Source organism: Mesorhizobium sp. J18, assembly GCF_007829525.1.
Lineage (GTDB): Bacteria > Pseudomonadota > Alphaproteobacteria > Rhizobiales > Rhizobiaceae > VLJP01.
The window spans coordinates 83692-100849 of record NZ_VLJP01000004.1 but is presented as its reverse complement, the minus strand read 5'-3'; the positions used below and the strand labels follow the sequence as shown (position 1 = coordinate 100849).

Below are 17158 nucleotides of genomic sequence, written 5' to 3'. Positions count from 1 at the left end.
GTTCCTTCAACTGATCTACGCCCATCCCACCATATTGCTTGCGCCAGCGGTAATAAGTCTGTTCGACAACGCCGATCCGCCTGATCGCATCAAGACGGGACAGGCCTTGCCCCATCAGAACCTCAACCTGCCGCAACTTCGAGACAATCTCTTCCGGCTTCGGTCGCTTGTTGGCCATTCTCGATCCTCCGTTTCCTAATCATAACGGCGGACCACTTCACTGGGGGAGGATCAGAGGTCGCTTGGCTTCGATCAGGAAAATGGAATGGGCAAAGTAGAGGAGCTTTTGAAGTGCAAGATTGGTGACCTTGATCCCCGACCTGTCAGCCTCATCCAGCATGAGGTTGGCGACGGCTCTCGGATCGTATGGACCACCGGTCATCTGCGCACTTCGACTTCCTCAAGCTGGGAAGTGGTGCCGCTTGCGTGACTCGAACACGCGACCCCATCATTACGAATGATGTGCTCTACCAACTGAGCTAAAGCGGCTTAACCCTTCACACACGGCCATACTATGGCCCTACTAACTTTCACTCACCAGCCCCAACTCACTGGCTTCGAACCTCATTCTCTAGCGGACCCGCTAATTACGAATGACGTGCTCTACCAACTGAGCTAATGCGGCCTGGGGTCCCGGCGGCTCATGCCGCCGGATGTGAGCGGCGTGATAGCCGTATCGGCCACCAAGATCAAGAGACCGCCGCGGCAGAGTATGGCCGAATTTCGCCGGTATCGACAGAGGGCGGTCCGCCCCAATCAGAAAATCCGACGGCCGACCGGTCGCAGATTGCCGAAATGATAATGGACTCTTTTGCTTCCTGCGGTAATCTCACCTGACTCTCGCTCCATGACGAGAGCGAAGACATGCAAGACCAGCGGAGGGAGAATTCATGTCAGAAGTTTCCATGGTGGTGAACGGCCGGGAGGTCACCGGGGCCGTCGAGGATCGAACATTGCTGGTCCACTACCTGCGCGAACATCTGGGGCTGACGGGGACGCATGTGGGGTGCGACACGTCCCAGTGCGGGGCCTGTGTCGTCCATCTCGACGGCAAGGCAGTGAAATCCTGCACCATACTGGCGGCCCAGGCTTCCGGCTCGACGATCACCACGATTGAAGGGCTCGCCAACGGTGCCGATCTTCATCCTGTTCAGGCCGCCTTCAAGGAGCATCATGGCCTGCAATGCGGCTTCTGCACTCCGGGCATGATCATGGCTTCCGTCGACATGATCAATCGCCATCCGGAAGGTCTCGACGAAGCCACGGTGCGCGCGGAACTGGAAGGCAATATCTGCCGCTGCACGGGTTACCACAACATAGTGAAAGCCGTGCTGGCCGCATCCGAGACCATGAGCAAGGGAAAGGCAAAGGCGGCCTGACGATAGTCGGCAGTCGGAATTGGGAGTAGCGACGGTAAGGGTGCTGGATCGTCACGTTCTGCTTTGAACAATTGCCAGCCGCCCACTGCCGTTCAGATTCAGATCCGGAGGAGTTTTCGCGATGGGAATGGAAGGCATAGGCGCGCGGGTGGCGCGAAAGGAAGACAGGCGGTTCATTACCGGAACGGGCCGCTATGTGGACGACATGGTCGTTCCGGGCATGAAGCATGCTGCTTTCGTCAGAAGCCCTCACGCACATGCCGAAATCAAGGGCATCGATGTCGAGCAGGCGCGCAAGATGCCGGGTGTCATCGCCGTTCTCACCGGCCGCGAGATCAAGGCCGACGGCATCGGCAATCTGATCTGCGGCTGGATGATCCACTCCAAGGACGGCTCGCCCATGAAAATGGGCGCCTGGTCGCCGCTGGCCGTCGACCGCGTGCGCTATGTGGGCGACGCGGTGGCAATTGTCGTCGCCGAAACGAAGGGACAGGCCCGCGACGCGGCCGAAGCGGTGGTGGTGGATTATGACGAGAAGGACGCCGTCACCGATGCGGTTGCGGCGCTTCAGCCCGGCGCGCCGCAGCTTCATCCGGAGGCCGAGGGCAACCTGATCTTCGATTGGGAGATCGGCGACGCAAAGGCGACAGATGAGGCAATCGCGAAGGCCGCGCATGTGACGCGCATGAAGATCGTCAACAACCGTCTCGTCCCGAATGCGATGGAGCCGCGGGCCGCTCTTGGCCATTACGACAAGGGCGAGGACCACTATACCTGCTGGACGACGAGCCAGAACCCGCACGTGGCCCGGCTTGTCATGAGCGCCTTCTACAATGTCGCGCCGGAAAACAAGTTGCGCGTCATCGCGCCGGATGTCGGAGGCGGCTTCGGTTCGAAGATATTCATATATCCGGAAGAGATCGTCTGCCTGTGGGCGTCGAAAAAGACAGGCGTGCCGGTGAAATGGGTCGCCGACCGTACCGAGAGCTTCATGACGGATGCCCATGGCCGCGACCACCACACCGAAGTGGAGCTGGCTTTCGACCAGAACAACCGCATCACTGCTCTGAAGGTGGACACGATCGCCAATTTCGGCGCCTATATGTCCCTCTTCTCCTCCTCGGTGCCGACCTATCTCTACGCTACCTTGCTGTCGGGCCAGTATGACATCCCGGCCATCCACTGCAATGTCAGAGCGGTCTACACCAATACCGCGCCGGTCGATGCCTATCGGGGAGCCGGCCGGCCCGAGGCGACCTTCCTCATAGAGCGTGTGGTGGAAACGGCTGCGCGCGAGCTGGGCGTTTCACCGGCCGAACTTCGGCGCAGGAACTTCATCCGCGAATTCCCGCACCAGACGCCGGTCATCATGAATTACGATGCCGGTGACTATGAAGCCTCGCTCAACGCGGCCATGCAGGCAGCGGATTATGAAGGTTTCGAGCAGCGCCGTGCCGAGGCGAAGGCGCGCGGGAAGCTGCGCGGCATCGGCATGAGCTGCTATATCGAAGCCTGTGGCATCGCGCCGTCGGCCGCGGTCGGCTCGCTGGGAGCCGGCGTCGGCTTGTGGGAATCGGCGGAGGTCCGCGTCAATGCGGTCGGCACGATCGAAATCCTGACCGGCTCGCACAGCCACGGCCAGGGTCATGAGACGACCTTCTCGCAACTTGTCGCGGACCGCTTCGGCGTGCCGATCGAAAGCGTGTCGGTCATCCATGGCGACACGGACAAGGTGCAGATGGGCATGGGCACTTATGGCTCGCGTTCGGGGGCAGTCGGCATGAGCGCCGTCGTCAAGGCCCTGGACAAGATGGAGGCCAAGGCGAAAAAGATTGCCGCCCATCTCCTGGAAGCCGACGAGGCCGATGTGGTGATCGAGAACGGCGAGGCCAAGATTGCAGGCACGGACAAGTCGGTCCCCTGGTTCCAGGTGGCGCTTGCTGCCTATACGGCGCACAACCTGCCGGCCGGCATGGAGCCTGGCCTTAAGGAAGGGGCCTTCTACGATCCCACCAATTTCACCTTCCCGGCCGGCTGCTACATCTGCGAGGTCGAGGTCGATCCCGATACGGGCCAGACCGAGATCATCCAGTTCGTTGCAGCCGATGATTTCGGCAATATCATCAATCCGATGATCGTGGAGGGCCAGGTGCATGGCGGCATTGCCCAGGGCGTCGGGCAGGCGCTGATGGAAACCTGCCATTACGACCCCGAGACCGGCCAGCTCGTCACGGCGAGCTATATGGATTACCAGATGCCGCGTGCAGGCGACCTTCCGTCCTTCAAGGTCTCGACCTCGAACACGCCTTGCCCGGGCAATCCGCTCGGCATCAAGGGTTGCGGTGAAGCCGGTGCGATCGGCTCTCCGCCGGCGGTCATAAACGCCATCACCGATGCCATAGGCACCAACGACCTGACCATGCCTGCGACGCCCCAGAAGGTTTGGAAGGCGCTTAGGGCGGCAACGAAACACTGAATGCGGTCGGAGAGATTTCCATGTATGCACTGAATTATCACCGCGCCTCCTCGCTGGAGGACGCCGTCAAGCTTCTCGGCGATAGCGAGGATGGCAAGCTCGTCGCCGGCGGCCAGACACTGATCCCGACCATGAAGGCGCGCCTTGCCGCGCCTTCCGTCCTGATCGACCTGCGCCATATCCAGGAGCTCAAGGGCATCACCGTTTCCGGCCGGGAGGTGACGATCGGAGCCGGGACGACTCATGCGGAAGTGGCGGCGAGCAAGGAGATCGCGCAAATCTGCCCCGCGCTTTGCCATCTTGCCTCCCATATCGGTGATCCCCATGTGCGCCATATGGGGACGATCGGCGGATCGGTGGCCAATAACGACCCCGCCGCCGATTATCCCGCGGCAATCCTGGCAATGAATGCAACGGTGGTGACCAACCGGCGTGAGATCGCGGCGGACGATTTCTTCCAGGGCCTTTTCGAGACCGCGCTGGAGGATGACGAGATCATCAAAGCGGTCAGATTTACCGCGCCCGCCAAATGCGGCTATGAGAAATTCCCCAATCCAGCCTCACGCTACGCGCTGACGGGAGTGTTCGTGGCGGCGGATGCGGACGGTGTGCGCGTCGCCGTGACGGGAGCCGGCGAGGAAGGGGTGTTCCGCTCGTCCGAGATAGAGGCTGCGCTTTCGAAGAATTTCGACGCCGCGGCACTGGACGGGTTAAGCATCCCCTCCGACAATCTCATGTCCGACATTCATGCCTCGGCCGAATACCGGGCCAATCTGATACTGGTCATGGCCAAGCGCGCCGTGGCGAGAGCAAAGAGCTGACGCCTATCGAAACATCTCGTTCCAGGCGAAAGGGGCTTCCGGATCATCCGGAAGCCCCTTTTTTCAGCGGTAGGCCAGTTCGATGCTGGTCCGGGTGCCGCCGGAGCCGTCGCCATAGACGATTTCGCCTTCGAGCGTATGGGCCATGGCATGCACGATCCGCGTGCCGAGCCCCGTGCCCTGCGGCTGATCCTTGCCGTTCCAGCCGATCCCGTCGTCCTCGACCGTGAGCCTGGCGCGGTTGTCGCTTGTCTGCTTCATGATGACACGCACCTCGCCAGCCTGCATATTGTCGGGATATGCGTATTTGAAGGCATTCGTCAGGAGCTCGGTGACGATCATTCCGAGGGACACTGCCTTGTCGGTAGGAAAGGCGATCGCGTCGAGATCGAGCCGGATTCTTGCCTGATGGCCCGCCTGCTTCATCGAGGATTCGAGTTCTGCGACGAGTGACCTGATATAGGAATCCATTTCGACCGAACGCACGTCATCCGACGTATAGAGGCGGCGATGGAGATTCGCGATGGCCGAGATTCGAACCTCGGTTTCAGCCAGGGCGTCCTTTGCCTGCGGATCGCTGATGGCGGATGACTGCATGCGCACCAGGGAGGCGACAAGGGCCAGACTGTTGGCCACGCGATGATTTACCTCGGCGAGCAGGATTTCTGCCCGGTCGCGGGCGGCGCGCACCTCCCGCTCGGCTTTCTCCTTTTCACGCTTCAGTCTCGACTTCTCGATGGCCTGGTTGATTGCGCCCTCAAGCAGGACGAGGAAATCCTCGCCGACCGTTTTCAGCACGTAATCGGCCGCCCCCGCCTTGAGCGCTTCCACGGCAAGCGTGGTTTCCGCCGAACCTGTTACATAGACGACCGGCGGGGAATCAGGATTCTGTACGAGCTTGCGGAGCACGAACAGGCCGGTTCCGGACGGCAGGTAATGGTCAAGCACCACGACGTCGATGCCGCCTTCGGCTATGCGTGCCAGGCCGGCATCGGCATCGCTGACATTCTCCACCTCGAATCCGTGCCGCGTCAAAGTCTTTTCGACCAGTCGCACGAGCGCCAGATCATCATCTATATGGAGGACCCGAAACGGGGTGTTCTGCACTTATGCCGTCTCCGGAACCTGAATAACCGAGAAGAACAAGCCGAGCTGCCGGATGGCGTTGGCGAAGTTCTCGTAGTCAACGGGCTTGGTGATATACACATTGGCGCCGAGGTCGTAACAGCGCTGGATTTCGCGCTCGTCATCTGTCGTCGTCAACACGACGACCGGCGTCCGCTTCGTATGAACGTTGCCCTTGACGGTCTCGAGGATGTCGACGCCGGTCATGTCGGGCAGGTTGAGATCCAGCAGGATCAGCATATGCCGGCCGGCGCTCACGCGGCCCGACCGATCCTTGCCCAGAAGAAAGTCCAGGGCGTCAGTCCCGTTGGCGAACGGCACGACGGGATTGTTCACGCCGGCACGCCGGATATTCTTCTCGATCAGCCGCGCATGGCCCTCGTCGTCCTCGACCATGACGATCGTGACCGGTTTTCCCTCGCTCACTTTCCGTTTCTCCTCATGAAGACCCGAACATCGGTCGGCAGCATGATTGTAAATGTCGTTCCCTGCCCGACTTCCGAGCTCAGCGTTATATCACCGCCAAGGCCGCGTACCAGTGTGCGCACATGCGCGAGGCCGATGCCTTCACCAGGTTGATCCTGAGAGCCGGACCGACGGAACAGGTCGAAGACACGCTCATAGTCCTGGGACGGGATGCCCCTGCCGTTGTCGCTCACATCGATCCGCACCCGCCCTGCCAATTCCCGTCTGGCGCTTATCCTGATCTCAATGGGTCGGTCAACCGCCCGATATTTTACCGCATTGTCGAGGAGATTGCCGAAGATCTGGTCGAGAGAAAGACGATCCGAGACAATCTCCGGCACGTCCACCTCGATGCCAACCTCGCCTCCCGTTTCCGAAACCTGGTGATGCACGGTGGCGGCCGTCGCTTCCAGAAGAGCCTTGAGGTCGATCTGCTCCGGTTTGAGGGGCCGGCGGCCCTCCCGAGAAATCTTGAGGATGGCATTTATCAGTCCGTCCATCTTGCGGGTCGAACTGCGGATGAAGCCTATCGCCTCCGGCAGGTCCTCGGCCGCGGCTGTTCGCGCGTCCTCGATCTCCTGCTCACTCAACGGCTCGCCATCTGCGAGGACATAAGCCTGTATGGACTTCATCGTCTCGTCCAATTCGGCGGTAAAACCCATGATGTTCACAAGCGGCGCGCGAAGATCATGCGTGACGATATAAGCGAAGCGCTGCACTTCCTCATTGGCCTGGATCAGATCCTGCGTCCGTTCCTTGACGCGCTCTTCGAGATCCGTGTTCAGCGATTCCAGTTCGAGGCGCGCATTGATCAGCTCACGGGTATAGGCGAGCGCCATCCATACGGCTCCCCCGACAACGCCGACAATCACGAGACCGCCGAGGATTGTGATCCAGCGCATGGCGCTGTTGATCGCGCTCTGGTCTTCCACGCCGGCAACCATGCGGCGGTCCGAGGCTTCGATGATGCCGTCAAAAATGAGATTGGCCTCATCCATCAGCCGTTTGCCCCGATCGGTGCGGACGATACCAATCGCCTCGGCCTGCCGCCCGTCCTGATAAAGGGAGATCGTGGTTTCGATCTCGGCGATCTTCTGGTCGAGGGCTGAGACGAGATCGCGGAAACGCTCGTGATATTGGGGATAGGGGATCAGTGCCTTTTCGAGGGCCTCGTATTGCGCGGCAATTTTGCTGCGTGAAGCCTGATATGGTTCCAGATAGCGGGCATCGTCCGTCAGAAGATAGCCGCGCTGCCCGGCTTCCATATCCTGCAGCGACTTGCGCAGATCAGTCGCTGCGCTGCGCACGTCGCGCGCCTGGATGACATTGTTGAAATAATTCTGCGCCTGACCGACCAGCCATATGTTGGTTCCGACAATGGCAAGAAGGGCCAGTGCGCCGATTATGATGAGAACGGCTGTTGTTCGAACAAAGGAATTTTTTGCAATCGGCATTCTGACGTTCCAGGCAGTGTGGGCATCATTAAACAGTTGCGCCGCGAATTCGAAGATCATTTTATAATTTCACGACCACGCCGGAACGAAGGCATGGAACATGGATCGAAAGGGTGTTCACAAGTCTTGCCTCGCCTTTGACGGCGTGAAGCTGGAGCATCCCTGGGGCGACGATCACGACGCCTACAAGATCGGTGGCAAGATGTTCGCTCTTGTCGGCGCGATGGGAGGACTGTCGTTCAAGGTTTCGCATATCGCCTTCGAGATATTGACCGAAAGCGGCAGAGCGCGGCCCGCACCGTATCTCGCCCGTGCCAAATGGGTCCATCTCGACAATATTGGCGACTGGCCCGACGACCAATTGGCCGCCTACCTGAAAGAAGCATACAATATTGTTGCCGGCGGTTTGCCCAAGAGCATCCGGGCAGAACTTGGTCTCCAAGTCCTGTCGAAGTGAATGCTGGCGCGAATTGCCTGTCGATGGCTCTTCGACCGTTATAAGGACAAGCATGCGACGGTCGCAAATATCGACATGAGCCGTAACGGCTTGACTTGATTGACGGTCTGCCTGTGCTAACCATTGCCAGTGGGGCATCAGCAACCATGGGGAACGCCTTGGACGCGGTTGAGAAGGCGATAAGGACCGCCCTGGAAAAGGGTGACGCGCAGGATCGGGCCTTTCGCGAGAAGGTGTATCGCTCCGCATTTTCGGCATTGGAACGCTCGCTGAAGGCCAGGCCCGAGCTAACGGTCGAGGCGGCGATCAAGCGGCGCAATCACCTGAAGTCCAAGATCACCGAGATCGAATCGGAATTCATACCGGCTCCGCCGTCCTGCCCGGTTACGGCTTCGCCGACCGCTCCCGCCGCAGCCGGTCCGCAGGTCGATGCCCCGCTTGTGTCTGTGAGCCGGGAGCATGCGACTGACCGGGATACGGATTTCCTGCCCAAACTCGATCGAGACGATGCTGATGCGCATCTACGGCAGGATCGCGCAGAGATGGATGGCGAGGACCGGCGCGGTTCCGCTGCGCCCCGCGCCGTCCGGGAGCGATCCCGGTGGTCTTTCCTTCCCGGTCTGTTGCTGCTTGCTGTGATGGTTCTGATCGGCCTCGGTCTGTGGTGGGCATTGACGGGTGGCTTCGGTTCGCGTGGTAGCCTTTCGGAACCCGGTTCTGCGGGAACAACATCCCAGCAAGGACAGTCAAACCAGACCGTGACGCCGGAAGGCAACTGGATCAACGTGTTCACGCCTTCCGACCCAACCACGGTGCGGGCACCCAATGGGGCTCAGGCTGACGTGAAACAGGGGGATGAGGCTTCGTTCATCCAGATACGCTCATCGGGACCGGACTCCGGGATCGCCTTCGATGTCGGCCAGGGAGTGCTTGAGCAGATTGCCGGCCGTCATGCCGTTTTCAACGTCATTGCCCGCGGCGCCGAGGGCGAAGGGACTGAAATATCGATATCCTGCGATTTCGGTGCGCTCGGCGATTGCGGACGTACCCGTTATGTCGTCGGCTTTGAACGTTCCGATTATCTGTTTGAGGTCGACCTGCCAGACCAGCAGCCGAGCTCAGGCGGAACGATCACGATCGTTCCCGACATGGCCGGACAGGGCAGGGCGCTCGACATCTTCTCGATCAGGGTTTCGACGGCGGACTGAGTTCAGTCCCCGAGCAGGTCGAACAAGGTTTCTATGCGGTCGGCCTCGACGGTCGGCTTGTCCCATCTCAGACGGGAGATGCGCGGAAAGCGCATGGCAACCCCCGATTTGTGACGTGTCGAGCGATTGATGCCTTCGAAGGCGACCTCAATGACCAGCCCCTGGTTTCGGTCCGCACGCACGGCGCGTACCGGCCCGAAGCGATCGATTGTGTTGTCGCGCACGAATTTGTCGATCTGCCTGAGCTCCTCATCGGTGAAGCCGAAATAAGCCTTGCCGACGGGAACCAGTTCCGGTTCCTCGGGGTCGCCCGACCAGACGCCGAACGTATAGTCGGAATAGAAGCTTGAACGTTTGCCATGGCCGCGCTGTGCATACATCAGCACCGCGTCGATCACATGCGGGTCGCGCTTCCATTTGAACCACGGCCCCTTCGGCCGACCGGGCACGTAGGTCGAATCCCGCCGCTTGATCATGACGCCCTCTACGACCGGATGCGGCGGGTTGCGGCGCATTTCTTCCAAGGTCTTCCAATCCTCGAATTCCAGGATAGGGGAGAGGTCGAACCGTTCCGGCGGTAGCCTGCCGACGAATTCCTCCAGCAGCTTCCTGCGTTCCGCAAAGGGCAGGGAGCGCGTGTCCCGGTCGCCGATTTGAAGGAGGTCGTAGCAGCGCACGAAGACTGGATAGTCCGTCATCATCCTTTTAGAGACGGTCTTGCGGTTCAGCCGTTGCTGCAGATCGCCGAAGGTGCGGGTTTGCTCGGTCGGGTCTCCGACCAGCAATTCGCCGTCGAGCACGCCTTCAAAGCGCATTTCCTCCATAAGGTCCGGAAAGGCGCCGGAAATATCGTCGCCGGTGCGTGAATAGAGGCGCGAGATCCCGCTTTCGCAGGTGACCTGAACACGGATGCCGTCCCATTTCCATTCCGCCGAATAGTCTGCGGGGTCGAGCTTCTCCAGATCGCCCTCGGCGACGGGATGGGAAAGCATGACCGGCCGGAAGAGTGCTTTCGCCGCGCTTTCCGGTTTTGCTGCCCGGCCTTCGAGCCAGGCGAACAGCTCCATGTAAGGGGCATGGAGCCCGTGCCAAAGTTCCTCGATCTCAGTGACTTCGACATTGCCGAATGCCGCCAAAGCCTGTTTTGCCAGCCGGGCGGAGACGCCTATGCGAAGGCCCCCGGTAGCGAGCTTGATCGCCGCAAAGCGCCCCGGAACCTCCAGCCGGTCGAGAAGACCGGCCATGCGTGCCGGCGCGTCGGACCGGCTGGCGGTCGCGAGTTCCTGAACGATGTCCGACAATGTCGGCGCAGGACCGCCCTCCCGGCGGGGACGATGCGGCCAGACAAGAGACACGGTCTCGGCAAGATCGCCGACATAGTCGTAGGAATAGGCGAAAAGAACCGGATCCATGCGCTCTGTTACCAGCGTTCTCAACATGGCCGGCTTGACGGCCGGGAAGTCGAGGCCGCCGGTCAGCGCCGCAAGCGCGAAACCGCGATCGGGATCGGGGACCGCGCGGAAATAGTCGACCAGCAGCGTAAGCTTGCCATTGCGCGAGGGCGTCAGCACGAGACGGTCAAGGAGTTCGGCAAAGCGCTCCATCAGTCGCCCTCGTCCTCGTAGCCGACGAGATGCAGCGGCCGCGCGGCGATGCCCTCGATCTCGCACCAGCGCACAAGGGCCTCCTCACGGCCATGGGTGACCCATACCTCCCGCGCTCCAGTCTGCCTTACCGTGTCGGTCAGTTCCGTCCAGTCGGCGTGATCGGAGATGATGAGTGGCAGTTCGACGCCGCGCTGCTTGGCACGCTGGCGTATGCGCATCCATCCCGATGCGAAGCAGGCGATCGGGTCGGGGAAGCGGCGCGACCAGCGATCGACGAAGGCCGAAGGCGGCCCGATGACGATTTCGCCGGCATAGGATTCGCGGCCCGGACCTTCCACCGTCGCTGGCTCCAGCGGGCCGAGATTAATGCCGCGGCTTTCGTAATAGCCGCAAAGCCTTGCCAGCGCGCCATGGATGAAGATCGGCTTTTCATAGCCCGCCTGACGCAGGAGTGTGATGACGCGTTGCGCCTTGCCGAGCGCATAGGCGCCGACAATATGCGACCGCTCGGGGAACTGCGCGACCGACTTCAACAGCCTTTCGATCTCTTCCGTGCTCGGCGGATGCACGAAGACCGGCAGCCCGAAGGTCGCCTCCGTAATGAAAACGTCGCAGGGGACGGTCTCGAAACCGGCGCAGGTCGGGTCCGGCTGCCGCTTATAGTCGCCCGAGGCCACGATGCGCAGGCCGTTTGCCTCCACCGAGATTTGCGCCGAGCCCAGCACATGCCCGGCCGGATGGAAGGTGACGCGCACGCCGTTGATCGTGATCGTCTCCCCCAACCGCGCCGCCTGGGCCGTCCCGGCGAAATCCTCGCCGTAGCGGATCGCCATGATGTCGAGGGTCTCGCGCGTGGCCAGCACCGCCCGGTTGCCCGCCCTGGCATGGTCGGCATGGCCGTGGGTTATCAGTGCGCGGCCAACGGGGCGCACGGGGTCGATATAGAAATCGCCGGGCGGACAATACAGTCCTTCGGGCCGCGGATGAAGAAGATCGCGTGCGTTCATTGCGTCATGAACATAGGCGATCCGCGCGCCGGAAAAAGCCTCTTGCAAGCTCTGCGTCTTTGCATCATAAGCCGCGCGCTCATTGTCGGGCTGGCCTCATTCGTGATCCCGCTGAATTTCTCTTCGGGCGATCTCATTGCCGATCGCCGCGCCGATTTCGCTGAAATGCTGTTCGCCGAGGGTGACGAATCCGCCGGCGGCCGATCTCATGCGCGATGCGCTGGCGCTGGCACCGGACTGGAGCGCCGGCCACTTCCGCCTTGGCGAGATGCTGGAGGCGGCAGGTAGAATAGCAGAGGCTGTCGAGTGCTGGCGGGCGGTGTTGAGGCTGGACCCGGAGGATCGTTTCGGCGCGACGCTAAAGCTTGCTTTGGCAGGCGCCATGAGCGGGATCGACATAGTGCCCAGCACCTTCGTGCAGACACTTTTCGACCAGTATGCGCCTGAATTCGACGCGGCCCTTGTCGAACGGCTTGCCTACAGCGTGCCCGAACGCCTGCTTGCGGCAGTTCTCGCAACTGGCCGGGAAAGCTTCGCCCACGTGCTGGATATCGGCTGCGGCACGGGACTGATGGGTGAAAGGATGCGGGCAGCCGCGAGCTTCCTCGAGGGCATGGACATCTCGCCGGAAATGCTCAAGCGGGCGGAAGCCAAGCGCATCTACGACCGGCTGACGGTCTGCGACCTGCAGACAGTTGCTGAATTGCCGAAAGGTGCCGATCTGGTGACGGCGGCCGACGTCTTCATGTATATCGGCGCGCTGGACCGGGTTTTCGCCATGGTATCCTCCGCCCTGCCGCCGGAGGGGCTTTTCGCCTTCTCCGTCGAGCGGCACGAGGGACCGGAGGCCCTGATGCTCCAACCCTCGCGCCGCTATGCCCATTCCGAAGCCTGTGTGACCGCCACACTGACAGCATGCGGGTTCGAGCTTCTAAGCCTCGAAAGAGCGATGATCCGAATGGATCGCGGCGAGCCGATCGAAGGCCTGATTGTCGTCGCCCGCCGCAGTGCCGTTCATTCGGCAACCGTGATCGAGCCGCCGAAACCGGCTGAAGAGGAGCTTCCCGTCCCAAACTAGAACAATGTCTTCGCGGAGAGACACAAGCGGCTTGGCGCGGTTGACGTTCTGGTTTAGTTCTGATCTCCCTTGAGCGAGCAACCGATCCACTTTTCCGGCGAGCCCCTGGGGCTCCTGCCCGAACTGTTTCTGAACTGGTTCGGCGACCGCGGCTGGTCGCCGCGGCCCCATCAGCTCGAACTTCTCGCCCGCGCACGGGCCGGCAAGTCCGCTCTCCTGATTGCCCCCACCGGAGCGGGCAAGACATTGGCCGGCTTTCTTCCTTCGCTCATCGATCTGGCCGGCCGGCCGAAGAGAAAGCCGGGCACGGCGCTGCGGGGCGTGCATACGCTTTATATTTCACCGCTCAAGGCTCTGGCGGTCGATATCGAACGCAACCTGAGAAAGCCGGTCGAGGAAATGGGTCTGCCGGTCACGATGGAGACGCGCACCGGCGACACGCCCTCCCACAAGCGTCAGCGCCAGAAGATCGCTCCGCCGGACATCCTTCTGACGACGCCGGAGCAACTGGCACTTCTCATCGCTTCACCGGATGCCGAGCGCTTCTTCTGCGATCTTCGTTATGTCGTGCTGGACGAACTTCATTCGTTGGTCATCTCCAAGCGTGGCCACCTGCTTTCCCTGGGCTTGGCACGGTTGCGCCGCTTCGTCCCTTCGCTGACGGCGGTCGGCCTTTCGGCGACGGTTGCCGAGCCGGACGCCCTGCGCCGTTGGCTTGTGGACCAGAATCCGCCGGGCGCGATGGCTGATATCGTCACCGTGGCGGGAGGCGCCAAGCCCGAGATAACCATCCTCGAAACCGAGGAGCGGGTTCCCTGGGCAGGGCACTCCGCCCGCTATGCGATCCCGAAGGTCTACGAGGCCATCCGCGCCCATCGCACGACGCTGCTCTTCGTCAATACGCGCAGCCAGGCTGAGATGCTTTTTCGCGAGCTCTGGCGCGTCAATGAGGACAATCTGCCGATCGCGCTTCATCATGGTTCGCTCGATGTTGCGCAACGGCGCAAGGTCGAGAAAGCGATGGAGACGAACAGCCTGCGCGCCATCGTCGCCACGTCTACGCTCGATCTCGGCATTGACTGGGGCGATGTCGATCTGGTCGTCCATGTCGGGGCGCCCAAGGGAGCCAGCCGTCTCGCCCAGCGCATCGGGCGCTCCAATCACCGCATGGATGAGCCGAGCCGAGCCATCCTGGTCCCGGCCAACCGCTTCGAGGTGATGGAATGCCGCGCCGCACTCGAAGCCAATTATCTCGGCGCGCAAGACACGCCGCCGCTGGTGGAGGGCGCGCTTGATGTCCTTGCGCAGCACGTGCTGGGCTGTGCCTGCGGCGCGCCTTTCGAGGCTGATGCGCTCTACGAGGAGATCCGCGGGGCGGAGCCCTATGCGGCGCTCGACCGCCGAACCTTTGATCGCATCGTGGATTTCGTCGCCACCGGTGGCTATGCTCTCAAAAGCTATGAACGCTATGCCCGCATCCGCAAGACGAAGGACGGCCGCTGGCGCGTCAGCCATCCGCGGGTGGCGCAGCAATACAGGCTCAATGTGGGCACGATCGTCGAGGCGCCGACATTGAACGTGCGCTTTACCCGGTCGCGTGGACGCGGCAGCAATGTGCGTGGCGGGCCCGTTCTCGGCCAGATCGAGGAATATTTCCTCGAAACTCTGGCGCCGGGCGATACCTTCCTCTTCGCGGGACGGGTGTTGCGCTTCGAGGGCATCCGCGAAAATGAATGCTATGTCTCCGCCGCTGCGGGAGAGGATGCGAGAATACCGGTCTATGCAGGCGGGAAGTTCCCGCTTTCAACCTATCTGGCCGGAGAGGTACGTGGCATGCTCGCAGATCCCGATCGCTGGAAGGCACTGCCCGAACAGGTGTCTGATTGGCTGCGCGTCCAGGCGGACAAGTCTGTTCTGCCGCGCAGGGAGGATCTGCTTGTCGAGACCTTTCCGCGCGGCAATCGCTATTACATGGTTGCCTATCCTTTCGAAGGAAGGCTTGCCCATCAGACCCTCGGCATGCTGCTGACACGCCGCCTGGAGCGCGCCGGGGGCGGGCCGCTCGGCTTTGTGGCCACCGACTATTCGATAGCGATCTGGGCGCTGCGCGACATGGGCCGCATGTTCCGGATGCAGGAATATGGCCTTGAAACCCTGTTTGACGACGACATGCTGGGCGACGATCTTGAGGCCTGGCTGGCCGATAGCTGGCTCCTGAAGCGCACTTTCCGCAACTGCGCGCTGATATCCGGCTTGATCGAGAAACGCCATCCCGGCCAGGAAAAGACCGGGCGCCAGGTTACGGTATCGGCGGACCTCATCTATGACGTTCTGCGAACGCATGAGCCGGACCATATCCTCTTGCAGGCGACATGGTCCGACGCCGCGACCGGTCTCCTTGACGTGCGCCGGCTCGGCGAAATGCTGTCGCGCATCCGCGGGAGAATCGTGCATAAGGATCTCGAGCGTATTTCGCCGCTTGCCGTTCCGATCATGTTGGAAATCGGCAAGGAGCAGGTTCCGGGCGAGGCGAACGAGGTGCTTTTGGGCGAAACGGCAGATAGTCTTATCGAAGAGGCCATGGGCGGATGAGTGCGGTCGCCATAGTGACGGAGCGCGGCTCGGCGGTGGTAGAAATTGCCGGCGAGCGGGCGCTTTGCGACCATCGCGGCGCGCTCGTCTTTCCCGAACTCGGTCTGCTTGCCGTGTCCGATCTGCATCTGGAGAAAGGCTCCTCCTTCGCCCGCCGCGGCAGCTTCCTGCCACCTTACGATACGGCAGTGACTCTCGCGAAGTTGGGAATGCTGCTGGCCGAGTACCAGCCCGGGATCGTCGTCAGCCTAGGCGACAGCTTTCATGACGGCGGCGGTGCGGACCGCATGCCCGCCGTCTTCCGCGACACGCTGGTGAACCTGATGGCGGGCCGTGACTGGTACTGGATTTCCGGCAATCATGACCCCGAGCCGCCGCGTGTCTTGCCCGGCCGCTCCGCGACGGAACTTGCGGTTTCCGGATTGGTGTTTCGCCATGAACCGCTCCTCGGCGCAGGGCGTGGCGAGATCGCCGGGCATCTGCATCCAGGAGCGCGCATTGTCCGCCGGGGACGCTCTGTGCGGCGCGCTTGTTTCGCCAGCGACGGCGAACGCCTCGTCATGCCGGCCTTCGGCAGCCTCACCGGCACCCTCAACGTGCTTGACCGCGCCTATGCCGGATTGTTCCGGCGGGATCGCCTGATGGCCTACATGCTCGGCGCCAAACGCATCTATCCGATCGCCGGACACATGCTTGTTCCGGTCTAATCCCTGCGGAAGACGAGCCGGCCGATCCAGCCTGTTATGATCGCAAGGAAAACGGCAGCGGAGCCATAGGCGAAGCTGTAATCGTGGGCGACTTCGTAGATGCGCTGTTCCGCACCCGCTTTTTGGATGGTGAGCGCTGCAGATGTTTCCCTGATGAAGGTACCGTTACGGAAAAGAAAGGCGCGGGCGCGGTGCGTGCCGACCGGCACGTTAGGCGCCAGCATGAGCGTAGCCCGGAAGAGGTTGCGGGAAAGGAACTGCACCCCGCCCACACGCTCCGTATAAAGCCCGCTTGCCTTTTTCTCATCGAACAGGGCCTTGGTGAATTCCTCGATCGTTGCGGGGCTCTCCCCGTTCTGCGGCCTGATATGCAGGTTCTCCGCGCCGACCGCGAGCCGGCTGTAGTTGCCGGTATTGGTGATATCCTGCGGCATTCGCGTCATGGCGACAGCGTAGGAGGTCGGCACATTCGCGAATTCCTGCGAATCCGTATTGATCCACATGCCGAGAACACGAGTCTTCTTGCGCACCACGACAGGCCGCGCCGGTCCTTCGAGCACCACGATAACATCATATCGGCCCTGACGGCTCACAAGAGGGTCGGCATTGTCGAGCGCGCCGAAGATGGTGAGATTGGTTCCGGAAAAGCCCGAGGTGATCGAGACGCTGTCGGTTGAAAGGCCGATCTCGATGCTTTCCTGGCCTTCCTGCTGCGCCCGGACGCTGCCGGATGCCAGGGCGCCGGCAAGGAAAAAGACAAGGGCGAGTGTTGTCTTCCTCAT

The 17158-nt window shown here is 61.5% G+C and carries 15 protein-coding genes, 1 tRNA gene and 1 pseudogene; 8 read left to right on the top strand and 9 right to left on the bottom strand.

Translation table 11 applies throughout. The features are described 5' to 3' along the window. The 3 genes from L598_RS02920 to L598_RS02915 form a co-directional block, all read right to left on the bottom strand. The coding region (locus tag L598_RS02920) for a transposase (protein ID WP_144860148.1) at positions 1-178 on the bottom strand (178 nt) is incomplete at its 3' end. Between the two features lie 39 nt (positions 179-217). Next, a complete protein-coding gene (locus tag L598_RS21345) occupies positions 218-382 on the bottom strand; it encodes a hypothetical protein (RefSeq protein ID WP_186444914.1) in 165 nt (54 codons plus the stop codon). Positions 383-413: 31 nt separating this feature from the next. Further along, a tRNA-Thr gene (locus tag L598_RS02915) sits at positions 414-489 on the bottom strand. A gap of 401 nt (positions 490-890) precedes the next feature. Between L598_RS02915 and L598_RS02910 the strand changes: the two genes are divergently transcribed. From L598_RS02910 to L598_RS02900, 3 genes are all read left to right on the top strand, one after another. Continuing rightward, positions 891-1379, top strand: coding sequence for a (2Fe-2S)-binding protein (locus tag L598_RS02910; RefSeq protein ID WP_144860146.1), 489 nt, complete (start codon positions 891-893; stop codon positions 1377-1379). 121 nt (positions 1380-1500) lie between these two features. After that, entirely contained in the window at positions 1501-3855 is a 2355-nt protein-coding gene (locus tag L598_RS02905; protein ID WP_144860143.1) for a xanthine dehydrogenase family protein molybdopterin-binding subunit, read from the top strand. A gap of 20 nt (positions 3856-3875) precedes the next feature. Then, on the top strand, positions 3876-4676 hold the full coding sequence (locus L598_RS02900) for a xanthine dehydrogenase family protein subunit M (protein WP_144860140.1): 801 nt from the start codon (positions 3876-3878) through the stop codon (positions 4674-4676). Between the two features lie 63 nt (positions 4677-4739). Here L598_RS02900 and L598_RS02895 read toward each other — a convergent pair whose 3' ends face one another. The 3 genes from L598_RS02895 to L598_RS02885 are packed head-to-tail and all read right to left on the bottom strand — an operon-like array spanning position 4740 to position 7720. Beyond that, a complete protein-coding gene (locus L598_RS02895) occupies positions 4740-5783 on the bottom strand; it encodes a histidine kinase dimerization/phosphoacceptor domain -containing protein (protein ID WP_144860137.1) in 1044 nt (347 codons plus the stop codon). Beyond that, positions 5784-6197: a response regulator gene (locus L598_RS02890; protein ID WP_144860186.1), complete on the bottom strand. Its 414-nt coding sequence runs from the start codon at positions 6195-6197 to the stop codon at positions 5784-5786. It abuts the gene before it with no gap. A 26-nt stretch (positions 6198-6223) separates the two neighbouring features. After that, positions 6224-7720 carry a CHASE3 domain-containing protein gene (locus L598_RS02885; protein WP_144860134.1) on the bottom strand — a complete coding sequence of 499 codons (1497 nt, stop codon included), beginning with the start codon at positions 7718-7720 and terminating at the stop codon, positions 6224-6226. 100 nt (positions 7721-7820) lie between these two features. Between L598_RS02885 and L598_RS02880 the strand changes: the two genes are divergently transcribed. Further along, the gene (locus L598_RS02880; RefSeq protein WP_144860131.1) at positions 7821-8177 is read left to right on the top strand and encodes an MmcQ/YjbR family DNA-binding protein; all 357 of its coding nucleotides are present in this window, start codon (positions 7821-7823) and stop codon (positions 8175-8177) included. Positions 8178-8335: 158 nt separating this feature from the next. Beyond that, positions 8336-9385 (top strand): hypothetical protein, encoded by a 1050-nt coding sequence (locus L598_RS02875; RefSeq protein WP_144860183.1) that lies wholly within the window; start codon positions 8336-8338, stop codon positions 9383-9385. Between the two features lie 2 nt (positions 9386-9387). On the opposite strand, the gene L598_RS02870 is transcribed toward L598_RS02875, so the two are convergent. Both L598_RS02870 and L598_RS02865 read right to left on the bottom strand, forming a co-directional pair. Beyond that, entirely contained in the window at positions 9388-10989 is a 1602-nt protein-coding gene (locus L598_RS02870) for a cisplatin damage response ATP-dependent DNA ligase (protein ID WP_144860128.1), read from the bottom strand. Continuing rightward, complete coding sequence (locus L598_RS02865) at positions 10989-11999, bottom strand: ligase-associated DNA damage response exonuclease (protein WP_144860180.1); 1011 nt, start codon at positions 11997-11999, stop codon at positions 10989-10991. The genes L598_RS02870 and L598_RS02865 overlap by 1 nt, the downstream gene beginning before the upstream one ends. A gap of 102 nt (positions 12000-12101) precedes the next feature. Between L598_RS02865 and L598_RS02860 the strand changes: the two are divergent. The 3 genes and pseudogenes from L598_RS02860 (at position 12102) to pdeM (ending at position 16376) form a co-directional block, all read left to right on the top strand. Next, a pseudogene (locus L598_RS02860) lies at positions 12102-13077 on the top strand (methyltransferase). 105 nt (positions 13078-13182) lie between these two features. Then, positions 13183-15669 (top strand): ligase-associated DNA damage response DEXH box helicase, encoded by a 2487-nt coding sequence (locus L598_RS02855; RefSeq protein ID WP_246658602.1) that lies wholly within the window; start codon positions 13183-13185, stop codon positions 15667-15669. After that, positions 15666-16376: a ligase-associated DNA damage response endonuclease PdeM gene (gene pdeM / locus L598_RS02850; RefSeq protein ID WP_144860122.1), complete on the top strand. Its 711-nt coding sequence runs from the start codon at positions 15666-15668 to the stop codon at positions 16374-16376. The genes L598_RS02855 and pdeM overlap by 4 nt, the downstream gene beginning before the upstream one ends. On the opposite strand, the gene L598_RS02845 is transcribed toward pdeM, so the two are convergent. Then, positions 16373-17158, bottom strand: coding sequence for a TIGR02186 family protein (locus L598_RS02845; protein ID WP_144860118.1), 786 nt, complete (start codon positions 17156-17158; stop codon positions 16373-16375). The two genes, pdeM and L598_RS02845, sit on opposite strands and share 4 nt — an antisense overlap.

Coding starts and splice junctions, on each gene's coding strand:
- L598_RS02890 (WP_144860186.1), bottom strand. CDS start 6,197: ATGGTCGAGGACGACGAGGGCCATGCGCGGCTGATCGAGAAGAATATC.
- L598_RS02870 (WP_144860128.1), bottom strand. CDS start 10,989: ATGGAGCGCTTTGCCGAACTCCTTGACCGTCTCGTGCTGACGCCCTCG.
- pdeM (WP_144860122.1), top strand. CDS start 15,666: ATGAGTGCGGTCGCCATAGTGACGGAGCGCGGCTCGGCGGTGGTAGAA.
- L598_RS02905 (WP_144860143.1), top strand. CDS start 1,501: ATGGGAATGGAAGGCATAGGCGCGCGGGTGGCGCGAAAGGAAGACAGG.
- L598_RS02900 (WP_144860140.1), top strand. CDS start 3,876: ATGTATGCACTGAATTATCACCGCGCCTCCTCGCTGGAGGACGCCGTC.
- L598_RS02845 (WP_144860118.1), bottom strand. CDS start 17,158: ATGAGGAAGACAACACTCGCCCTTGTCTTTTTCCTTGCCGGCGCCCTG.
- L598_RS02865 (WP_144860180.1), bottom strand. CDS start 11,999: ATGAACGCACGCGATCTTCTTCATCCGCGGCCCGAAGGACTGTATTGT.
- L598_RS02880 (WP_144860131.1), top strand. CDS start 7,821: ATGGATCGAAAGGGTGTTCACAAGTCTTGCCTCGCCTTTGACGGCGTG.
- L598_RS02910 (WP_144860146.1), top strand. CDS start 891: ATGTCAGAAGTTTCCATGGTGGTGAACGGCCGGGAGGTCACCGGGGCC.
- L598_RS21345 (WP_186444914.1), bottom strand. CDS start 382: ATGACCGGTGGTCCATACGATCCGAGAGCCGTCGCCAACCTCATGCTG.
- L598_RS02885 (WP_144860134.1), bottom strand. CDS start 7,720: ATGCCGATTGCAAAAAATTCCTTTGTTCGAACAACAGCCGTTCTCATC.